The organism is Lacihabitans sp. CS3-21, assembly GCF_024343675.1.
Classification (GTDB): domain Bacteria; phylum Bacteroidota; class Bacteroidia; order Cytophagales; family Spirosomataceae; genus Leadbetterella.
Map to the genome: position 1 here is coordinate 35,285 of NZ_RJUD01000002.1, position 21,165 is coordinate 56,449.

Genomic DNA, 21,165 nt, shown 5'->3' on the forward strand with positions numbered 1-21,165 from the left:
ATTACAATAATAGATAATTAAAAATTGAATTTCAATGGCTTTAATCACTTTTTTACAAAACAAATTTAAAAATTGATTTTTTGATAATTTCTTCTGTATTGATTGGTGAATTTTTTATTTTACGGTAAAGGTTTTAAAATTTGAAAACTTTTAAATTGTTTATTTATATAAAACAAATGCCACTTAACACATTTGATATTAAGTGGCATTCTATTTAAGATTAAATTAATTATTTTTATTACAAGGAATTATCCTTGCATTAAAAACTGCTCCATTTTCTACTTTAAAAGTATTCGGATTTAAATTTATTGCCGTTGCAGCGTTATAATAAACCTTTTTGTTAAAGGTTGCATTGTATTTAATAGTATTATTTGCGTTTATAAATGTACTCGAATTGATTTTTTCGTCTTCAGGACTATCTATTAAATTATTTATTGTTACTCCGTTAGTCCAACAATCTGGTGAGAAGTGGAATCTTATGTTTTGAGTTAAACAGGTAGTTTGGTCTTTAACAATATAAATAGGCCCTATTTGAGGATTGTTAATTGAAACCGGCTCGTTTGCAAAGGTTTGATTAGTAATACCTGGGCCATTTAAAATGAAATTCTGTACTTTTGGCCAAGGAGAGGCAATTTTTTGTAATTGAGGGGATTGGTCTGGAAAATCTATTTGGGTTATTATCTTTTCTAAGGTATCTCCTTTATTTACATCTTTCATAATAGTAAATTCATCGGTTACACTGCCGAGTTGATTAACAAATTTTCCATCAAGTCTATTTCCTTTAACTTCAATTAAAAAAGAACCTCCATAGGTATCTTCTACATTTGATGATACCGTTTCAGTAACCATAAAGGTTCCATCACTATTTATTAACGATCTTGTAAAAGGAGGTCTAAAATATGAACCATTTAATGCAGAGTGCCCTGTTGTAAAATCGCTATTTCCTGGTGCCTTCGATCTTCTTTGGATTTGACTTGAAGAACCTGTCACTATATACACGATACCTTCATTTTTGGTATTTGATTGGGATTTGAAATATGGACACTGGCTTATTGCACCGAATTTTCCATCTGAATTGGCATTCGAATTAAAGTTAGTATTCAACAAAGGATTATTGTGCAAACTAGGGTCAAAAGTACTTGAAAAGCCATAATGTCCTTTTAATAATTTTGATCTTTGATAGGCGTGACTATGACCATTTAAAACTAAATCAATTTTATAATTTGCATTGTCGAGAAACTTAATAAGTTTTTCTCTTATTCCTCTCAAAATAAACTCATCTGCAACTTCCAAGTCTGAGTTGTGCCCACCTGCATTGGTATATGGAGAATGATGCCAAAACATTATTGTCCATTTGATATCCGGATTGTTTTTAGTGGCGTTCAAATCTTCTATCAGCCATTTGAATTGAGGATTATTATTAGAGGATGTTGTGTCCCCAAAAAGAAGATAATTATTATAAAAACCATAAGAATCCAAACTAATAAAATGAATATTGTTATGATTGTAAGAGTAATAACCTTTTTTACTGCTATTGTTTGTAGTGCTGTATTTATTTAATCCAGAAGTGGGGAATGAAAATAAATTAAAAAAAGGATTGTCTCTTGAAATCCGGAAATTAGATTCAGAAATAAGTGAACCAAATACGGTAGACGGTAATCCAAATGGGTTAGAGGGGCTTATAGGAGAAATTTTATTATTTGACTCGAGAGAATCAATCTTTGTTTGTGGAAAGGTGCTTTTGATACTAACCCCATTATAGTAATCATGATTTCCAAGTGAAGGTAATATAGGTGTTTGTTGCATTACTTTAAAATTACCATCATTATAATAATTGAAAAAGTAAGCATCATATTCAAATTCACGACCTAAAGAATCACCGAGGTCGCCTAAAAGTAACCATAAGTCTATTTGTGGTGAATTTTGACTATTATAAAAGTTAATGAATCCTGATTTAACCTGGTCTTGCACATCAGGCTTGTAGTCGTCTTGGTGATCTCCTGTTACCCATATTCTTGTAGTTAACGAATTATTTACACCCGATGGAGGGGTAGTAAATTTATGATTGGCATCACCCACAAATATTGTGTTTGTGGTATTTTGAATAGAATAAAAATAAGTTGTATTTTGACTTAGTCCAGTAAGGTTAACAATATGATCTTTAGTAGCTATGGTTTCAGGAACAGGGGTGCCTGGATTGCTTGGAGTAATTGGGCCTATATTGCTATAACAGACTTTACCCATTTCATGCGTATTGGTTTTCCATCTAATCTGAATACCAGTTGGATGAGGGAGCTGCAGATAAGGGCCCCTAGTGATTATTGGAGTTATCGGTCCAGTTGCACCGGTTAATTCTAAATCAAAAAAACAATCTGAAGAAGAAGAGTAAGGTGCTACATCTCCAGGGTTTAAGGATTGGTGAATTTCTGCAGTTACTGTTAGTTTTGTTAAGTCGGTTGAATAGGCACTCAATACAGAGGTCAATAATACTCCTGAAATAGTAATTGGTGCTGGAATATTCTGATCCACATCATGGGAGCTACCTGCACCAACAAATGTTGTCGCTGGTGTATCTTCGGAAACGTCTCCAGCTTGTATATTATCTCTATAAACTTCTATTCCATTTAAATAAACAATTACACCGTCATCTCGCTTAACATTTAAAGTTAACGAAGTATAGGACTGGAGATTGGGTTCTGTGACGGTTTTCCTAAAATAGCTTGTAATTAATTTACTACCAGTATACAATGGAGATGTTGGATATATGTTCGAAAATGTAGTAGTGGTATAACTACTACCCGGATATCCAAATGGTGTGGAATTTTGTGGTTGCAGATAGGGTGGGTTTGATGGCCAACCAGTTTCCACGGTATTGTATCCTGGAGACTTCCAATCAAATGCACCATAATCCGGTGGAATTTGAGGGGAAACTGTATTTGCGTAAAACTTCCAACCTGAACTTGAAAAAGATAACGGTAGCTGCCCATACAAATCAAAAATCGAAAATACTAAACACAAAAAAACGACTAAATTTCTCATATTTTAAAGATTTTAAATTTTGGAAAAAATGTAAAAGAAAGCCCCTTTTTACATTTGCAATCTAAAACCAATAAAAAGAAATGACAATGATTTTGGTCATCAAAAATAGCCATTTTTTGATAATTGAATACTTATTTTATTACCCATTCAATGGCTACTTTTGGATGTAACATTTTGGTGATATGCTTAAAAAAACATGTGATTTTTACGTGTTGTAGTTTATTAGATATACTACCAGCTCTAGATTAAATATTTTTCGGTTGCTAAAACAATACAATTGGTGGCCTATGTTATGCAAGAACAACGGGTATAGCTAGATTTATGTTTTTTAAATTTGACTAATCGGGAATATTTAAACCCAAAAAGCTCAATAGACATTCTGGCGAAATAATCGGTCCGTCGAACGGTTTTGCAAAATAGCTAATTCGAGCATAGAAAAACCTTTCGAGATAAGTTTGCAGAGGATCAGAAATAGGTAGTAGGGCGGCCTTCCGATAAAGCCAAATTTATCGTAGCCGATTTTCTAATGAGTTTTTTGGTTTAAAGCTATTGTACCCACAAAAACAAAAAAAGTCTCAGGACTACGCATCCTGAGACTTAATATTAAAAAATCAATTCAATTATATCTTAGCCAAAATAGCATTAAAAGTGGCACTTGGACGCATGGCTGCAGAAGCTTTTTCAAAAACTGGCTTGTAGTAGCCGCCAGTATCTTGAGGTTTGCCCTGTGAACCGATCAATTCAGCTGCAATTTTATCTTCGTTGGCTGTTAATTCAGCCGCAATTGGCGTAAATGTAGCTTTCAATTCAGCATCTTTGTCTTGTGCTGCTAATGCTTGTGCCCAATACAATGCCAGGAAGAAATGACTTCCGCGGTTATCTATTTGTCCAACTTTACGAGCTGGTGATTTATCGTTATCCAAGAATTTTCCAGTGGCTTCATCCAAAGTATCTGCCAATACTTGGGCTTTCGGATTTCCGAAGGTATTTGACAAATGCTCGTAAGAACTAGCCAAAGCTAAGAATTCACCTAAAGAATCCCAACGTAAATATCCTTCTTCTAAAAACTGCTGAACGTGTTTTGGAGCCGAACCACCTGCACCAGTCTCAAACAATCCACCACCATTCATCAACGGTACGATTGAAAGCATTTTTGCCGAAGTACCTACTTCTAAAATAGGGAACAAGTCGGTGTTGTAGTCACGCAATATATTTCCAGTAACCGAAATGGTATCTAAGCCTTTCACGATTCTTTCCAAAGAAAACAAACATGCATCAGCTGGAGTCATGATTTGAATATCTAGACCAGAGGTATCATAACTTGGAAGGTACTTGTTTATTTTAGCGATGATGTTGGCATCGTGAGCTCTTTTGCTGTCTAACCAGAAAATGGCAGGTGTACCAGTAGCTTTAGCACGATTTACAGCTAATTTTATCCAATCTTGAATCGGCAAATCTTTGGTTTGACACATTCTGAATATATCTCCAGATTCTACCGCTTGCTCCATCAAAACAGTTCCATTAGAATCGGTAACAATTACTTTCCCACCAGCAGACATTTGGAATGTTTTATCATGTGAGCCATATTCTTCGGCAGCTTGAGCCATCAAACCTACGTTTGATACACTTCCCATCGTTACAGGGTTAAAAGCTCCGTTTTTCTTGCAATAATCTATAACAACTTGGTAAATACTTGAGTAGCTGCGATCAGGTATTACATATTTGGTATCTTTTCCTTTGCCATCTGGTCCATACATTTGTCCAGATGTACGGAAGGCAGCTGGCATAGACGCGTCTATAATTACGTCGCTAGGTACATGTAGATTGGTGATGCCTTTGTCAGAATTAACCATGGCTAGGGCAGGATTTTTAGCGTATACAACATCCATGTCAGCTAAAACCTCAGCTTTTTTGGCTGCATCCAATCCTTCTAACTTAATCAACAAATCGCCAACGCCATTGTTAGGATTTACGTTTAATTGGTCAAACAAAGCAGCATGTTTTTCGAATACATCTTTGAAAAATACTGAAACCACTGCTCCAAAAATAATAGGATCAGAAACTTTCATCATGGTGGCTTTCAAGTGAACCGAAAACAAAACATCTTCAGCTTTTGCATCAGCTATCTCTTGAGCAATGAAAGTTTTTAGTTTCCCAAGGCTCATCACCGTTGTATCGATGATTTCGCCATCTTTCAATGACGTTTTTTCTTTCAATACTTTTTCAGAGCCATCATTTCCTACAAAAGTGATTTTTACGTCGGTTGCGGTTTCAATCATTACTGATTTTTCACTGCCAAAAAAATCACCTTCGGCCATTGACGAAACGTGTGATTTAGAATCCGCACTCCACGCCCCCATGCTGTGTGGGTGTTTACGAGCGTATTCTTTCACAGCTTTAGGAGCTCTTCTGTCTGAGTTTCCTTCACGCAAAACTGGATTTACTGCACTTCCTTTGATTTTGTCATATTTCGCCTTAGCGGCTTTTTCTTCATCTGTTACTGGCTCATCTGTGTAGTCAGGTATTTTATATCCTTTTTCTTGTAATTCTTTTACTGCAGCTGTCAACTGCGGAATCGAAGCACTTACATTAGGTAATTTAATAATATTGGCATCTGGGGCAGTAGCCAGAGCACCCAAATAAGCAAGGTCATCAGAAACTTTTTGTTCGTCAGTCAGATACTCTGAAAAAACAGAAAGAATTCTACCAGAAAGAGAAATGTCACGGGTTTCGATTACTACATTGGCTGGTTTTGAAAACGCCTCCACTATAGGTAAAAACGAATAGGTAGCCAATGCTGGAGCTTCGTCTGTAATCGTGTAAATTATCTTTGCTATTTGTGTCATAGAATTAAGGAAATTTTGAAGACTAATTTTAAGGAAAAGAAAAAACTAAACTTAAAATTCGGTCGGGTGCTTTGTAAAATTAGATAAACGCAAAGTTAATAATTCTCACGAAAATTTTATGATATAGTTTCAAATTCATGTATTAAATTTCGAAGAATTTCAAAATACGCCTCAATAAGTTCTTGGGCATTAAAAGTTTAATCTGAGTATGAATAAATTACTATTGATTCCATTTTTTATAATTTTAACCTTATTTCATAAAAATGGATTTTGTCAAGATTACACCACAGAACTTGCTTCACATCGAGAAAAATACAAATTAGAAACACAAGGGAGATTTCCCGGTCAATTGCAAGATTTTTATGCAGAAAATACTAAGTTTAGGATTGAGGCCAGCTATAAAAAGCCTAGAAAACCCAAGACGATTTCAGTACCAACTTCAGGTGTTAAAATCAAAGATTACATAGAGTTTGCAGTGGTAACTTTCAAAATTGAAGGTAAAAAATATAAAATAACCACTTATCGGCAGTCGCCAGTATTACCTCTTTACAGAAATCTGGTATTTGTGCCGTTCAAAGACCCTAGTGCCCCAAAAGACACGTATGGTGGCGGTAGATATATGGACATGGACGTGAATGATTTCAAAGATGGAAAGGTTATTTTGGATTTTAACAAGGCTTATAATCCATATTGTGCATTTTCAGATGGATGGAATTGCCCGATCCCTCCGAAGGAGAATCATCTGAATGTAAAAATTGAAGCAGGTGAAAAGGTACCCTTGACTGGACATTAAATTTCTAAAAATCTTAAGTGAGGGCTATGATGCAATATGTAAAAAAAAGCTTTCAAATAAAAATTCATAAATTGCAGTCAAATTGAGAATCTAGAAAATGACCGAAATACTTCAAAACATATCATTAAAACCTTATAATACCTTCGGATTAGAAGCAAAAGCAAAATATTTTGTTGTTTTCAAGTCAGTGGAAGAACTAAAGGAAATTCTTTCTAAAGAAAAATTCAAGAATGAGAAAAAGCTTTTTTTGGGTGGAGGAAGCAATATTCTGTTGATGAGAGACTTTGATGGTTTGGTTTTGAAGAATGAAATTTACGGAATTGAGAACATTTTTGAAGATGACTCCAAGGTGATATTGAAATCTGGAGCTGGTGAAGTTTGGCATTCTTTTGTATTGAAAAGTATTGATTTGGGTTTGTCTGGATTGGAGAATCTTTCACTGATTCCGGGGACAGTAGGTGCAGCTCCCATGCAAAATATTGGAGCTTATGGTGTAGAAATCAAAGATGTTTTTGTGAGTTTAGAGGCACTCAATTTGGAGACACTTGAGATAAAACATTTTAACAAAGTAGACTGTAATTTTGGCTATCGTGAGAGTTATTTCAAGCATGCTGGAAAAGGGAAATATGTTATTTTAAATGTAAGTTTTGAGCTTTCTAAAATTGCAGAATTTAATGTTTCTTATGGTGCAATAAAAGAGACCTTAGAACAAATGGGTGTGAAGGATTTAAGCACAAAGGCAATAAGTGAAGCTGTAATTTCGATTCGAAAATCTAAGTTGCCTGACCCCGCAAAGATTGGTAATTCAGGTAGTTTTTTTAAGAATCCTGAAATTCCTAAGACGCAATATGATGCTGTTATTGAGGCTTTTCCAAATATGCCTCATTACGTAATTGATGCAGATACAGTGAAGGTACCTGCTGGCTGGTTGATAGAACAAGCAGGATGGAAAGGTAAACGTATAGGTGAAATTGGTGTTCACACTAAGCAAGCTTTGGTATTGGTAAATTATGGTGGAGGCAAAGGGCAAGATATAGCTAATTTGGCTTACGAAATTCAAGCATCTGTTCTTGAAAAATTTGGTATCAAAATTACTCCAGAAGTGAATTTTATTGATTGATTTTTTTAATAATTTGATTATAATTATTTTTGACAAAATAACCCTTAAAACAATGCAAATAAGCCACGTAATTTCAGATTTAATTTTAGCCGCCATTGGACTTTATGTGTTCTTTGTATATTTATCCAAACTAAATCTCACCAGCACAGTGCTTTGGGAGTCATTTGTGCTTTCTGTTACCGCAGCCGCTATTTTCGGAGCCATCACTTTTGCCGGATATCCTGATTCTAATCCAATTTCTTTATTTTTTCAAAAACTCGCCACCATTACTGGAGGAGTTGGACTGGTTGGGGCTACATTTGCCTTAGTCTCAGGTAAAGATTTATCCAAAACTGTCTGTTATTCCCTTTTGACATTGGGTTTTTTATTATACCTTTTATCCGAAGCTTTTGGTATTGTAATTATCGGTAAGTTGACACCAATCATAGCAATGTCCTTAGTAGTTGTTTTGGCTCTTTGGGGCTTTATCAAAGGAAATTCTAGAGTTTCGATTTGGCTTTTATTGGGGGTAGTATTTTTTGCATTGGGTACTTTTCGTCAACAAATTTTCGGTAAAGAAGAAATCACCATAGATATTTTTCATTATTTAACTGCAGCGGGCATTTTGAGTCTTGGAATGGCGAATTCAAAAAAAACTGCTTGAAATTAGAAAAAAAGCTTCTACATTTGCACCTGAAATCTCATAAAAGGGGTGCCTGAAAACAACGGGCTGAGATCATACCCATTGAACCTGATGCGGTTAGTACCGACGAAGGGATTTGAGCTTAAACTTTGCTTTTAATACCGGTTAAATGAGCATCGTTTCTCAGAAATTTCAATAGTAAAATTAAGTTTAACAAGGCCATATGGCCCGAAGACAGCGTTTTGCTCCTTTATCTGCTTCGTAATAATTTTTAAAAAATTGTTATGAAAAAATTATCATTTTTCTCATTTATTGTATTTTTTGTCCTCTTTTCAAACCTCGCTTTATTTGCTCAAAAAGGCAAAGATTCTACTGATGCCGAAACGCTCAACGAAGTAGTTGTGAATGCCACCAGGGCTAAAGAGACTTCTGGAATGGCATTTTCGAATGTTTCTCAGAAGGAAATCAAAAAGCAAAATCTAGGGCAAGACTTGCCATTTTTACTGAACCAGATGCCTTCGGTGGTAGTGAGTTCTGATGCTGGTGCAGGCGTGGGCTACACAGGTATTCGTATTCGTGGTACTGACCCGACCCGTATCAATGTCACCTTGAACGGTATACCTTACAATGATTCGGAGTCGCAAGGAGTTTATTGGGTAAATATGCCCGACTTCGCATCCTCCGTACAAAGTATTCAGATTCAACGAGGTGTGGGTACTTCTACGAATGGTGCTGGAGCTTTTGGAGGTAGCATAAATGTAAATACTTTGCAGCTCAATCGTGAAGCTTTTGGCGAAGTAAACGTTTCAGCAGGTTCATTCAATACCGTAAAAGCCAACTTTCTAGCTTCGACAGGATTACTAAACGATAAATTCGTTTTTGATGCCCGACTTTCTAAGATAGAGTCGGATGGCTTTGTGGACCGAGCTTCTTCAAATCTACAATCTTACTATTTATCTGGAGGATATTACCTGAAAAACTCCTTTCTTAGATTTAATGCGTTTTCAGGTCATGAAAAAACTTATCAATCTTGGAATGGTATTCCTGAAGCACTGGCCAAAGGTGATGCGGCTGGTTTAGATGCCTTCATCGAAAGAAATTATTATGATGAAAATTTCAAAAAGCAAATATTAGAAGCTGGTCGAAAGTTTAATTTCTATAATTATGAAAACGAGGTAGATGACTATAAACAAGATAATTATCAACTCATTACTTCTTGGAAACTCAATAAAAACTGGAGATTCAATCCTACTTTGCATTATACCAAAGGGCAAGGATTTTATGAGCAATTCAAATATGGAGAAGATTTGGAAGATTATAACATGAAACCAGTAATAGTGGGTGAAACCGTTATTTCCGAGACGGATTTAATTAGAAGAAGGTGGCTTGATAATGACTTTTATGGAGCTGTGTGGTCGTTGGATTACGAAGGAGAAGGCAAAATCAAAGGCAATCTTGGAGGAGGATGGAATCAGTATCTGGGCAATCATTTTGGAGAAGTGATTTGGTCGAAATTTGCTTCAGAAAGCAGTATTAGGCATAAATATTATGAAAACGAAAGCGTTAAGACCGATTTCAATATTTATGGAAAACTATACTATACTTTGTCTTCAAAATTGGATTCTTATTTGGATATACAATTTAGAAATGTAAATTTTGAAACTAAAGGCTCGCTGGATCCATACCAAACCTTTAATTCTTCCAATAATTACGCCTTTTTTAATCCCAAACTTGGGTTGAATTATGTAATAAATAATTCGGCATCAGCTTATATGAGTTATGCAAAAGGAAGCAAAGAGCCTAGTCGCCAAGACTTTGTAGATAACCCAACAAGCTTGCCGAAAGCTGAACATTTGAATGATTTTGAAGGCGGTTTAAAATTAAAAAAAGGGAATTGGGTAGGTGAAATCGGACTTTATAATATGATGTATAAAGACCAGTTGGTGTTGACTGGCAAAGTAAATCTTACGGGTGAGGCCATCAGAACCAACGTAGAGAAAAGTTATAGAAGAGGCGTTGAATTGCAAATTTCCGGAAAATTATCGGAAAAATTCTCAGTCGCTGCTAATGCTACTTTTAGCCAAAATAAAATAGCTGAATTTACAGAAGTAGTTCCTAGTTATGATGAGACACCAGAAGAAGTGAACATGCTTACCCATACGGATATTTCTTTTTCGCCAAACGTTATCATGGGCGGTAGTCTTAATTTTCTACCAATCAAAACGCTTGAAATTAGCCTATTGCCCAAATATGTAGGAAGTCAATTTCTAGACAATACTTCTTCAGGTGCAAGAAAATTGGATGCTTTTTTTGTGAATGACTTAAGGCTAGGTTTCACTCCCAAAACCAAACTATTCAAAGAGCTAAACTTTAGTCTGCTGATTAACAACATTTTCAACCATGAATATGAATCAAACGGCTACACTTATAGCTACTTATACGGAGGTAAAATCACCGAAAACTTTGTATTCCCTCAGGCAGGGATAAACTTCTTGACAGGAATGAGACTTAGATTCTAATTTTTTAAAGCCATAAATAAACAAACCCTCGCTCTGAGTATTCGGAGTGGGGGTGTTTATCTAATGACTATTTATATTAAAGTTAATTTTCAGTTTTGACTGTTGGCTGACCGGTTTGTTGATACCCAGTTTTCCCAAAACTAATTTCCCAATAACAATTTCTTGAATGACCACCTATCAAACTTTCTCAACACCTTCGAAGCCTAAAAGGCTGATGCTATTAGGTTCTATATTGGTAATCAGCGTGTTTATTTTTTCTAGAGGGCAAATTTGATAGGCTTCCAAAACGCCAATTTTTTCTTCTACTACGCAGCAAATTGTATTTTTTGCGGCCGCCATCATTTGTTGTTTTAGGATCGATTCTTCGTAATTTCTTATCGTCAGGCCTTTTGTTTTGTCTATGCCATTTACTCCCATAAAATAAATGTCGGCGTTGAATCGCTTTAATTGATTGCTCACCTCAGGACCCATGGCTATTTGGTATCTTTTGTAGTATCGACCTCCAAGTAGTATCACTTCCACATTTTCGTGGTCGTTTAGAGCCATGGCCAGTGGGGGAGAGTTGGTTATTACTGTGAGCGTGAGGTTTTTTGGAATTTGTTCCGCCAAAAAGAAGTTTGTGGTTCCACCATCCAAAATGATTATCTGATTGTTTTTTAGAAATTTCACAGCCTTTTTGATGACAATTTCTAAATCACCACCTTTTTTTACGTCTTTACGTTGGCCAGACAAAATATTGAGATAGCTGTTTGATACCACCCCGCCATGCACCTTTTTCAAAAGGCCTTTGTCTTCAAGTTCAATAACATCACGCCTGACGCTGTCATAAGAAACTGTAAGCATGTTGCTTAGGTCTCCCAAGTTGATTTTTTTTGCGGTTTTTAAATGCTCTAAAATGAGTTGTTGTCTTTCTTCTTTTAGCATTTTGGTTTTCTTTTCTGAGAATAATGAACTGAATAAGGTAAAAATAGTTGTTTTAAGAATCACTTGCAAATATTTGCAAAAATATTGCACAATAAATTTGCATTAATAAAATAAGTTTGCATAAATTTGCATCACTCAAGTAAGAAAGAAATTTAATAGAACCTATGATGAATCAAAATGACCTCAGCTATGCCGAGGTCTTTTTTGTTTTTTGGGCATAAAAAAAGGAGGCTGAACAATCAACCTCCTTTTAAAACTTCAAGAAAAATTAAATTTAATTTCTTGACATAAGTTTGTTCACCTGTAATTCAGAGTTTGGAATTGGCCAGATATAATTTATAGATGATGGTTCTACACTACCAATCGATGCTTTCGCAGGAATGGTTGCCATTAATCTCATCAAGTCAGTATTTCTTAATCCTTCACCTAAGAACTCAATTCTTCTTTCCAACAAAATGGCATCTATCAATGCCTGTGGTGTAGCAAAACTTGCAACAGTGTAAGTCCTTGATGCGTCAGAACGACCTCTAATTGAGTTTAAAAGAGCAATAGCCTCAGTATTTACAGTATTAGAAGTTCTTACTTTAGCTTCAGCCAAGCTCAACAATACCTCTGCGTATCTCAATACTGGAGCTTTGTCTAAGAATGGTGATGGTGAGGAAAACTTCATCCAGTAAGTGTCAGTTGCATCTGTTAAGATAAAATCACGTCTAACATCCTTCGGTCCAAAAGCGGTTGTATCGGCTATTATACCAGCTTTATTTAAACCATATTCACCATTTCCTCCTTTACTTGTTGGCATATAGTAAAACGCTACCGGATTTTGAGTACCAGGAGCATTTTGAGTACTAAAACCGAAGGCAAAGATATTCTCAGCTGTTTCTTGAGGAAGTGCAAATACCGTCTTCACAGAGGCTTCCAATTTATGTGCAATACCACTTGTAGCAGAGAATGGAGCAGAAGTTTGTGGCACCAACTTAGCAGCTTCGGTGGCTACATCGTTATAGCGTCCCATTGTAAGGTATACTCTGGTTTTTAAAGCAATAGCCGCATTTCTGTGAGCTCTAGTTACTTTTGCCTCATTAGTTGCATATGTAAGCGGAAGGTTAGTCTCGGCAAAGTTCAAATCTTCCAAAATTTGCGTATAAACTTCTGCAACTGTGCTTCTTGCCAAGTCATTATTTTCTGAGCTTTTCTCACCTTTTAATCTCAAAGGTAAACCTGGCTTGCTACCAGCACCATCTGAATATGGTCTTGCATAATATTGTACAAGCGTTAGGTATGCCAAAGCACGTAGAAATCTTGCCTCACCTCTATATTGATTTGCTTTTGTGCTAAAGTCAGCAGGAAAAGTTGGAGCTACATACTTAGCGGTGTTATCATCAAGTCCTTGAAGAAACACGTTTATTTGATTGATTGCTGCATAGCCGGTGTTCCACAAATTAATAACATCATTGGTTGATGTTTCCGTCAATGTATGGTTCCAAACTTGAAAACCAGTTACGGAATTACTTGTCCGGTTCAAGAAATCATTCGCTCTTATATCACCATAAACTTGGCTTCTTCCACCCAAGAAGGCACCAACTTTCATGTATTGATACAATCCATTGGCTTGCAATTCGATTCTCGCAGGAGTGTCGAAAACCACTTGGTCAGAAAACAAAGTTTCTGGAATTGGATTCAAAAGATCATTTTGACAAGATACTCGAGCTCCTGAAATAGCTACTACTAGCGTAGCTTTTTTCAATATATTTTGATATTTTCTTTTCATTTTTAACATTTTTTAGAAGCCTACATTAAGTCCGATTGTATAAGTTCTTGCTTGACCTACAGAGTTTCTGTCAATACCCATACCTGTGTTACTTTGACCATTTGAAGATATTTCAGGATCAATACCTGTATATTTGGTAAGAAGAAACGCATTTTGAACCTGACCATATAGCCTCAAGTTAGATACTTTGATTTTATTCAAAAGGCTTTTGTTAAATGCATAACCCAAAGCAATATTTCGGATTCTCAAGAAGTCGCCCTTCTCTACGTTTTCAGAAATAACGAGTGCAGAGCCATTTGATACGTTGTCGCTGTATACGATACGTGGAACCGTACCTTCTTTGTTGGTTGGCGTCCATCTGTTCAAAATATCAGTATGGTTATTCCAGAATCTTTGGTCTCTCAAACCTGCTTTTGTACCATTATAGATGTAGTTACCACCTGAGAATTGCGTAAATATACCCAAATCAAATGCCTTGTAAGTGAAGTTATTATCCAATCCACCATACCATTTTGGAAGTACTGGTCCGTAAAACTCGCCATCTATCAATTGGTTTGGAGCTGAAATAGTTTTCCCTTCCAAAGTTGTCCAGCCAGCACCTAAGTGGTCATATTGTACTATAGTTCCGTCTTTTTTCTTAGCCAATCTTCTACCATTGTCAGGGTTTACACCTAGGGTAGGAACTGCAAGAATTTCCCCTACAGATCTTCCAACTGTCGTGTAGTTTGAAGTCTCCAAACCAGAGGTAGCTGTACCAATACGCTCACCTTCACTACCGGTAAGTGCCAATACCTCATTTCTTTGCGTGGTAATGTTTCCAGTCACTTTCCATGTGAAATCTTTCTTAGTAATGGCATTGTAAGTCAAGCTTAGCTCAACACCAGTATTTTGCATTGAACCTACGTTGGCCAAAATTGAGTTTCCAGGAATACCTTTTGAAGGCGACTGAGGAACACTCATGATCAAACCGTCCACAAGGTTTTTGTAGTAGGCAAATTCTCCAGTTAGTTTATCATCCAAGGCTCCAAAGGTAAAACCAATATCAGTTTTCTTAGATGTTTCCCAGCTCAAAGCAGTATTACCAGCTCCACTGTAGAAAAGTGTAGCGGTGTTTATGTTAAGACCTGATGAATATGATTGAAGAGATGCAAAATCACCCACCCCTTGACTATTTCCAAGTTCTCCGTAGCTACCAGTAACCTTGAAGAAGTTGATTTTACTCAACAAAGGACTGTTTTTCCAAAATGCCTCCTCAGAAAGTATATAACCCAACGATAGACCATAGAAGTTACCCCATTTCTGAGCCCAAGCTGAGTATCCGTCTCTACGGAAGTTTACCGAAGCAAAGTATTTTCTTCCAAAGTTATAGTTCAATCTACTAAAATAAGATAATAAATAGTTTTCACCTTGACCGTTACCATCTGGAACGATGTTGGTGAAATTACCCTGGAAAGTTGTAAAGAATGCATCCGCTAGTATGGTTCTGTTTGCTCCCCATCTGTCATAGGTACTGTGTTGCTGTTCGCCACCCACAAGCAATGATAGGTTGTGATTATCGGCTAGCGTTATATCATATTGAGCAGTGTTCTGCCAGTTCCAACGTTTGTTAGTTCTGTAGTAGTTGCTTGCAGAACCTGTGCTTGAGAATCCGTCGCCCGCAATACCAGCATAGAAAATCTGATCCTCAAGTGACATATTATTCAATCCAAACTGCGTTCTAAGGTTCAAACCTTTGAAAAGGTTTAAGTTGGCAAATACACTACCTTGTACCTCGTTACCTTCAGAAGAGAATCTGTTCAAATCCAAAATTGGAGCTGGGTTGTAATATCCAGTTACCAACTGACCACCTGTTGCAGGGTTAAGGTTAGCTCCTGGTCCAATACCAGCACCAGCAAGGTTATAAGAACCATCAGCCAACAAAGCTGGGACGTTTGGAGGTAATACCAAAGGTAAACGACCTAAACCAGCAATTGAGAATCCTGAACCAAATGATCCAGAGTTAGGAGCTGAGTTGAAGTTATTTGAGTATCCAAAAGTTACACCTACAGTGAAGTTTTTGAATACTTTGTGATCAACATTGATTCTGGCGTTTGTTCTTGAAAAGTCGTTGTTCACCAACATACCTTTTTGCTTGGTATTACCCAAAGAGAAATAATATGAAGTTTTCTCAGTACCACCAGAAAAACTCATAGCGTTATTATAAGAGAAACCAGTTCTATAAACGTAGTCATACCAGTCAGTATCAACAGTTTGACCATTGATAGTCATTGGTTTGAAGCCTTCAATGTTTGTGCCTGCTTTTCCGGTTCTGATAAGCGTATTCTCGTTAAGGTTTTTAACACCTTCATTTTTGATGGTCATATACTCATCAGCATTCAAAACATCAATCAGTCTGAATGCTTGAGTAGCACCTACCCACGAATCAAAGTTAAACTTGCTTTTACCAGCAGAACCTCTCTTAGTAGTAATCAAAATAACACCACCACTAGCTCTTGAGCCATAAATAGCACTCGCAGATGCATCTTTCAAAACCTCAACACTTTGAATATCCTCTGGATTGATATTACTCAAAGGGTTGTTAGAAGCCTGACTAGCACCATTGTTTCCTGTAAATGCAGGAATGCCATCAATAACAATTAAAGGATAAGAACTCATGTTGATAGAGTTTACCCCACGAATGAAAATTACTGGAGGGTTGTTCAATACACCGTTTGGCGTAGTAATGTTCACCCCTGCAGCTCTACCTTGAAGAGCCTGATCAAAACTCTGAACTGGAGCTTTAGCAATAGATTTTCCGGCTATAGTCGAAATTGACCCCGTCAAATCTTTTCTTGACTGCGTTCCGTAACCAATCACAACCAACTGTTCTAACTGATTGTCATCGTTTTGTAAGGCTACATCGATTACACTTTTTGAACCGACTGCGACTTCTTTAGCTTCCATACCAATAAAGGTAAAAACTAGCGTTTGGTTCGAGGCAACTTCAATAGTGTACAATCCGTTAAAGTCTGTTTGAGTTCCTTTGGAGGTACCCTTCACTAACACCGACACTCCTGGTAATCCTGAACCATCGTCAGCAGAAGTGACTTTCCCTGTTACTTTGTTTGTTTGGGCAAAAGATTCATTTAACCCAACCAAAAACAACAGCCCCAAAATAAGTTGGAGAGTTTTCTTCATAATAGAATTATTTAATAGTTTGTTAATAATAAAAACTCTGCAAAGTAAGAGGCGAATGTTTTGCGATACAAGTAAATTTTTATTTTTGACGAAAGTCAGTAGACGAAAAGGTGGTATTTAATAAAATTCTAATCTAGTTTTAATTTGAGTTTCAAAAAACTACTTTTCATAAACAGGAGTTTACAAAACAATTAACTAAAAAAAGCAAGAAACACTTTCTAAAAAAATGGCATTTCTCCCGATTGTGTTTATGAAAGGAATGCATTTTACCGGATTTCAGCATATTACGAATTTTATTATTAGACTATCAAACGGTAATATTTCCAAAAAAAATAGCTATACTTAGCTCGGCTTCAAAAAATATTTACCATTTATTAAACCTCAGAAAGTGGTCAGAATGGCATTGCAAAAAAAATCAGTTTTTCGATAATTGAGCAAATTATGCTTTGGTGAAATATAAAAGGCAATGATTTTATTTTAACTTGCGATAATAAGCATACTATATGACAAACAAATCTTCAAATCAATTACTCAAGCTACTTGGTGTAGGTTTTGGAATAGCAGTAACCATTGGCGGTACCATTGGAACAGGCATTTTAAGAAAGCCTGGAGCCATAGCTGCACAAATTGGTGATTCTACTATCATCATGCTCATATGGATTGCGGTGAGTATTTACGCGTTTTTGGGCGTTTTGTGTGCCATTGAGTTGGGTGTATCACTGCCTCAAGCTGGATCATGGTATGTCTATGCCAGAAGAGCTTTTGGGAATTATTTCGGATTTATAACTGGACTCACAAGTTGGTTAGGAACTGTAGCGGCTTTGGGATTTGGAGCTTATACCATGAGCGAATACATTATTTTGCTTTTGCCTAACCTCGAAAACTTTATTCAAATAATAGCCATTAGTATTTTAGTGGTTTTAACCTCATTTCACTTTTTGGGTACTTGGGCGGGTGGGAAATCACAAGAAGTACTTTCGTTTCTAAAAGCTATTGGATTGATTGTTTTTGTGGTTTTATGTTTTATTTATGGTAAAGACGTGGATTATTCGCTCTTGAAAATCACAGCCGAGAAGACCCAAAAACCGGCTCTACTCTTTGGAATAATAGCAGCTTTGCAATCTATATTTTATACCTTTGATGGATGGCATACCGCCTCATATTTTTCTGAAGAAAATACGGACCCTGCCAAAAGTTTACCTAAATCAATGATTTTGGGAGTTTTGATGGTTATTGTTATTTACTTATTAGTGAATGCCGCCATCCTCTATGTTATACCAATGGACCTTTTGGCAAATTCCAAACTCGCTGCAGCAGATGCCGTTTTGCTTATTTTTGGTGCAAATTCAGCCAAAATAGTGACATTCTTTCTTATGCTTTCTATTTTGGGCATGCTCAATGCACAAACGATGTTTGCTCCAAGAGTGATTTTTTCAATGAGTAGGGATGGATTGTTTCATAAGGCAGTTCAAAAAGTCAATAAATCAGGAACACCTTCTGTGGCCATGCCACTTACTAGTATTGGTTCCATTCTTTTGATCATATCAGGAAAAGAAATCTGTGGTGTACTTTCTGATATTGCAACCTTCTTCTTTGTAATGAGTTATGCGGCTGGCTTTGCTTCATTGATTAGACTTAGAAAAACTGAGCCAAATTTAGCACGACCATTTAAAGTCCCAGGATTTCCGTATGTGCCCTATTTCTTGCTGATTTGTTCTGTTTTGTTTTTGATAGGAGCAGTTTTGCAGGATTTGAAGAGTAGCCAGTTTGCCTTGATATTTTTAGTTTTGAGTTATCCTTTATACAAATTGCAGGTCAGAAGTGTTAAAAATTAAGACTTTTTGGAGGTCTTTTAACAAAATAAGCCATAGCTTTGTTTCTCAAATATAACGTCGAATCTAAAATACGCATAGATGCCCTTTAAATCCTATCTAGAAGCCATAAACAAAGAATTTGAAAATCATTCTTACGGACAAAATCCTGTAGAGCTTTATGAGCCGATAGAATATATAATGTCATTAGGTGGCAAAAGACTCAGGCCATTACTTACGCTAATGTCGGCAAACTTGTGGTTGTATAACTGGCAAAAAGCTATAAAGCCAGCTATGGCCGTGGAGGTTTTTCACAATTTCACTTTGATGCATGACGACATCATGGACCAAGCCCCATTACGAAGAGGCCAACAAACGGTTCATGAAAAATGGAACATAAATACTGCTATTCTTTCTGGAGATGTGATGTTAGTAGCAGCTTACGATTTGCTTTTGCTAGTTGAAGACAGGCATTTCAAACAAGTTGTTCGTCGGTTTAATAAAACAGCAGCGGAAGTATGTGAAGGCCAACAGTTAGATATGGTTTTTGCCAAAAAGAAGGATGTCAAAAAAGAAGATTACATAGAAATGATTCGCCTGAAGACTTCTGTACTTTTGGGTTTTGCCATGGAACTAGGCGGTATTGTGGCCGACGCCGACGCTGAATCAGTTGATTTATTGAACGAAATAGGCGTTAATTTGGGTATTGGTTTTCAACTAAATGACGATATTTTAGATGTTTATGCAGATCCAGAGAAGTTTGGCAAGCAAGTAGGAGGAGACATTATAGAAAATAAAAAAACCTGGCTACTGCTGGATGCATTAGAAAAATCTGTGGGCAGTGAAGAAGCCAAAGCTTTGGAGGGGTGGTTGAAAAAGAAAAAATTCGATGCCAACGAAAAAGTAGAAGCTATCAAAGCCATTTATGATAAATTAGAAATAAAAGCTGAGGCGGAAGCAGAAGCCAAAAAGTATTTTAGAAAGGCTACGGATGCACTCAATAAACTAGCAGTAAGTGAGGATAAAAAGCAAGTTTTGAGATTATTTGCGGAGCAATTAGAAAACAGAGAAAATTAAAAAAATGAGTCTAAGTATAATAATCATACTCGTAACGGTTGTAATAAGTTTAATGGCTTTCAGAGATGGTGGTTTGATGAATAAACTTATTCACAATCCTTATTCAGTAAGCCATAGAAAGGAATATTACCGAGTGCTTACCTGCGGATTTATCCATGCAGATTACATGCATTTATTGTTAAATATGTATGCTTTATATCTTTTCGGAGGTGCAGTAGAAAGCTATTTTGAATATCTTTTTGGTGGAAATGCCCATTTATACTTTATGCTCCTATATTTGTTGGGTATCATTATATCTAATATTCCAGATATGATCAAATACAAAAATATGGCTTTTTACAATTCATTGGGTGCTTCAGGAGGGGTAAGTTCAATTGTTTTTGCTAGTATTATTCTGTCTCCCATGACCAAACTGATGATGTTCCCAATTCCGATTCCCATGCCAGCATATATTTTTGCTATCATTTATGTAGCGTATTCCGTATACATGGACCGAAGACAAGGCGATAATGTAAACCACATGGCTCACCTTTGGGGTGGACTATGGGGAGTTGTTTTTATGATGGTAGCTTATCCTGATTCTATTAAAGGCTTTTTTAATCAAATATTGGGCTCATTCTGAAAAAAATAGCAAACATATTTTGTCAACCTTATCCGCAAAGAGAAAGGACAAATAAACAAGCTCTCATTCATTCTGTGGGTGAGGGCATTTTTTTGTATTTGTTTTTTGTGTTTTTTGAGCCTTTTGATATTTCGAAATGGGCAGATCCCAATAAGTATATAAAGTTAGTTGGTTTTGCTTTAGTAACTACCATTTCTACTTTTTTGCATCGACAGGTTATTCCTAAGTTTTTTCCCAAATTTCATGCTGAAAAAAACTGGGTAATTTGGAAAGAAATACTAAGTGTTTTGATATTACTTCTGTTAATTACCACTGGAAATGTGTTGTATGGTTCTATGATTTTTAAGTGGAAATTGACTTTACTGACTTGGGTTAACTTTTTTCTTTGGGTGCTAGGCATAGCGGTATTTCCTACAATTTTTTGGGTTCTTTCAGATTATATTTATCAATTGAAAAAATATTCAAAAACCGTTGAAATACATTCAATAAATGATGAATCTGGAGACGAGAAACTAAAACTTATTGCGGAAAACGAAAAGGACTTAATTGAGATAAAAAACATAGACTTGCTCTACATAGAGTCATCAGACAATTATTGTACGATTGTTTATTTGAAAGAGGAGAAGGAACAGAAAACTTTACTAAGGAGTAGTTTGAGCAGGTTAGAAACTCAGATAGTAGATAAAAATATTGTCAGAACGCATCGTTCATTTATAGCCAACCTAGACCATGTAGTAAAAGTTACGGGAAATGCTCAGGGTTACAAACTCCACCTGAAATTTACAGACTATTTAGTGCCAGTAGCACGTAAGTTTTCTTTTTTGATAGAAAGATTGAAATAGTA

At 36.2% G+C, this 21,165-nt stretch carries 13 protein-coding genes and 1 riboswitch; of the genes, 8 read left to right on the plus strand and 5 right to left on the minus strand.

The window, feature by feature from the left end:
- Positions 1–225: 225 nt before the first annotated feature.
- Both EGI24_RS01445 and EGI24_RS01450 read right to left on the minus strand, forming a co-directional pair.
- Positions 226–3,039 carry a metallophosphoesterase gene (locus EGI24_RS01445; RefSeq protein ID WP_255046417.1) on the minus strand — a complete coding sequence of 938 codons (2,814 nt, stop codon included), beginning with the start codon at positions 3,037–3,039 and terminating at the stop codon, positions 226–228.
- A 620-nt stretch (positions 3,040–3,659) separates the two neighbouring features.
- Positions 3,660–5,885 (minus strand): NADP-dependent isocitrate dehydrogenase, encoded by a 2,226-nt coding sequence (locus EGI24_RS01450; RefSeq protein ID WP_255046418.1) that lies wholly within the window; start codon positions 5,883–5,885, stop codon positions 3,660–3,662.
- 208 nt (positions 5,886–6,093) lie between these two features.
- Between EGI24_RS01450 and EGI24_RS01455 the strand changes: the two genes are divergently transcribed.
- From EGI24_RS01455 to EGI24_RS01470, 4 genes are all read left to right on the plus strand, one after another.
- Positions 6,094–6,678 carry a DUF1684 domain-containing protein gene (locus EGI24_RS01455; RefSeq protein ID WP_255046420.1) on the plus strand — a complete coding sequence of 195 codons (585 nt, stop codon included), beginning with the start codon at positions 6,094–6,096 and terminating at the stop codon, positions 6,676–6,678.
- A gap of 97 nt (positions 6,679–6,775) precedes the next feature.
- A complete protein-coding gene (murB, locus tag EGI24_RS01460) occupies positions 6,776–7,798 on the plus strand; it encodes a UDP-N-acetylmuramate dehydrogenase (RefSeq protein WP_255046421.1) in 1,023 nt (340 codons plus the stop codon).
- Positions 7,799–7,850: 52 nt separating this feature from the next.
- Positions 7,851–8,441 carry a DUF6962 family protein gene (locus tag EGI24_RS01465; RefSeq protein WP_255046423.1) on the plus strand — a complete coding sequence of 197 codons (591 nt, stop codon included), beginning with the start codon at positions 7,851–7,853 and terminating at the stop codon, positions 8,439–8,441.
- 34 nt (positions 8,442–8,475) lie between these two features.
- A riboswitch (TPP riboswitch) is annotated at positions 8,476–8,572 on the plus strand.
- A gap of 132 nt (positions 8,573–8,704) precedes the next feature.
- Complete coding sequence (locus EGI24_RS01470; protein ID WP_255046425.1) at positions 8,705–10,939, plus strand: TonB-dependent receptor; 2,235 nt, start codon at positions 8,705–8,707, stop codon at positions 10,937–10,939.
- 177 nt (positions 10,940–11,116) lie between these two features.
- Here EGI24_RS01470 and EGI24_RS01475 read toward each other — a convergent pair whose 3' ends face one another.
- The 3 genes from EGI24_RS01475 to EGI24_RS01485 form a co-directional block, all read right to left on the minus strand.
- Positions 11,117–11,863, minus strand: coding sequence for a DeoR/GlpR family DNA-binding transcription regulator (locus EGI24_RS01475; protein ID WP_255046426.1), 747 nt, complete (start codon positions 11,861–11,863; stop codon positions 11,117–11,119).
- A 274-nt stretch (positions 11,864–12,137) separates the two neighbouring features.
- Entirely contained in the window at positions 12,138–13,634 is a 1,497-nt protein-coding gene (locus tag EGI24_RS01480) for a RagB/SusD family nutrient uptake outer membrane protein (protein ID WP_255046427.1), read from the minus strand.
- 12 nt (positions 13,635–13,646) lie between these two features.
- The gene (locus tag EGI24_RS01485) at positions 13,647–16,811 is read right to left on the minus strand and encodes a TonB-dependent receptor (RefSeq protein ID WP_255046428.1); all 3,165 of its coding nucleotides are present in this window, start codon (positions 16,809–16,811) and stop codon (positions 13,647–13,649) included.
- Positions 16,812–17,314: 503 nt separating this feature from the next.
- Between EGI24_RS01485 and EGI24_RS01490 the strand changes: the two genes are divergently transcribed.
- The 4 genes from EGI24_RS01490 to EGI24_RS01505 all read left to right on the plus strand — a co-directional run bounded on the left by EGI24_RS01490 (position 17,315) and on the right by EGI24_RS01505 (position 21,163).
- The gene (locus EGI24_RS01490) at positions 17,315–18,646 is read left to right on the plus strand and encodes an APC family permease (RefSeq protein WP_255046429.1); all 1,332 of its coding nucleotides are present in this window, start codon (positions 17,315–17,317) and stop codon (positions 18,644–18,646) included.
- 78 nt (positions 18,647–18,724) lie between these two features.
- Positions 18,725–19,699, plus strand: a complete 975-nt coding sequence (locus EGI24_RS01495; protein WP_255046430.1) for a polyprenyl synthetase family protein — start codon at positions 18,725–18,727, stop codon at positions 19,697–19,699.
- A 4-nt stretch (positions 19,700–19,703) separates the two neighbouring features.
- Entirely contained in the window at positions 19,704–20,321 is a 618-nt protein-coding gene (locus tag EGI24_RS01500; protein ID WP_255046432.1) for a rhomboid family intramembrane serine protease, read from the plus strand.
- A gap of 74 nt (positions 20,322–20,395) precedes the next feature.
- A complete protein-coding gene (locus EGI24_RS01505; protein ID WP_255046434.1) occupies positions 20,396–21,163 on the plus strand; it encodes a LytTR family DNA-binding domain-containing protein in 768 nt (255 codons plus the stop codon).
- Positions 21,164–21,165: the final 2 nt, after the last annotated feature.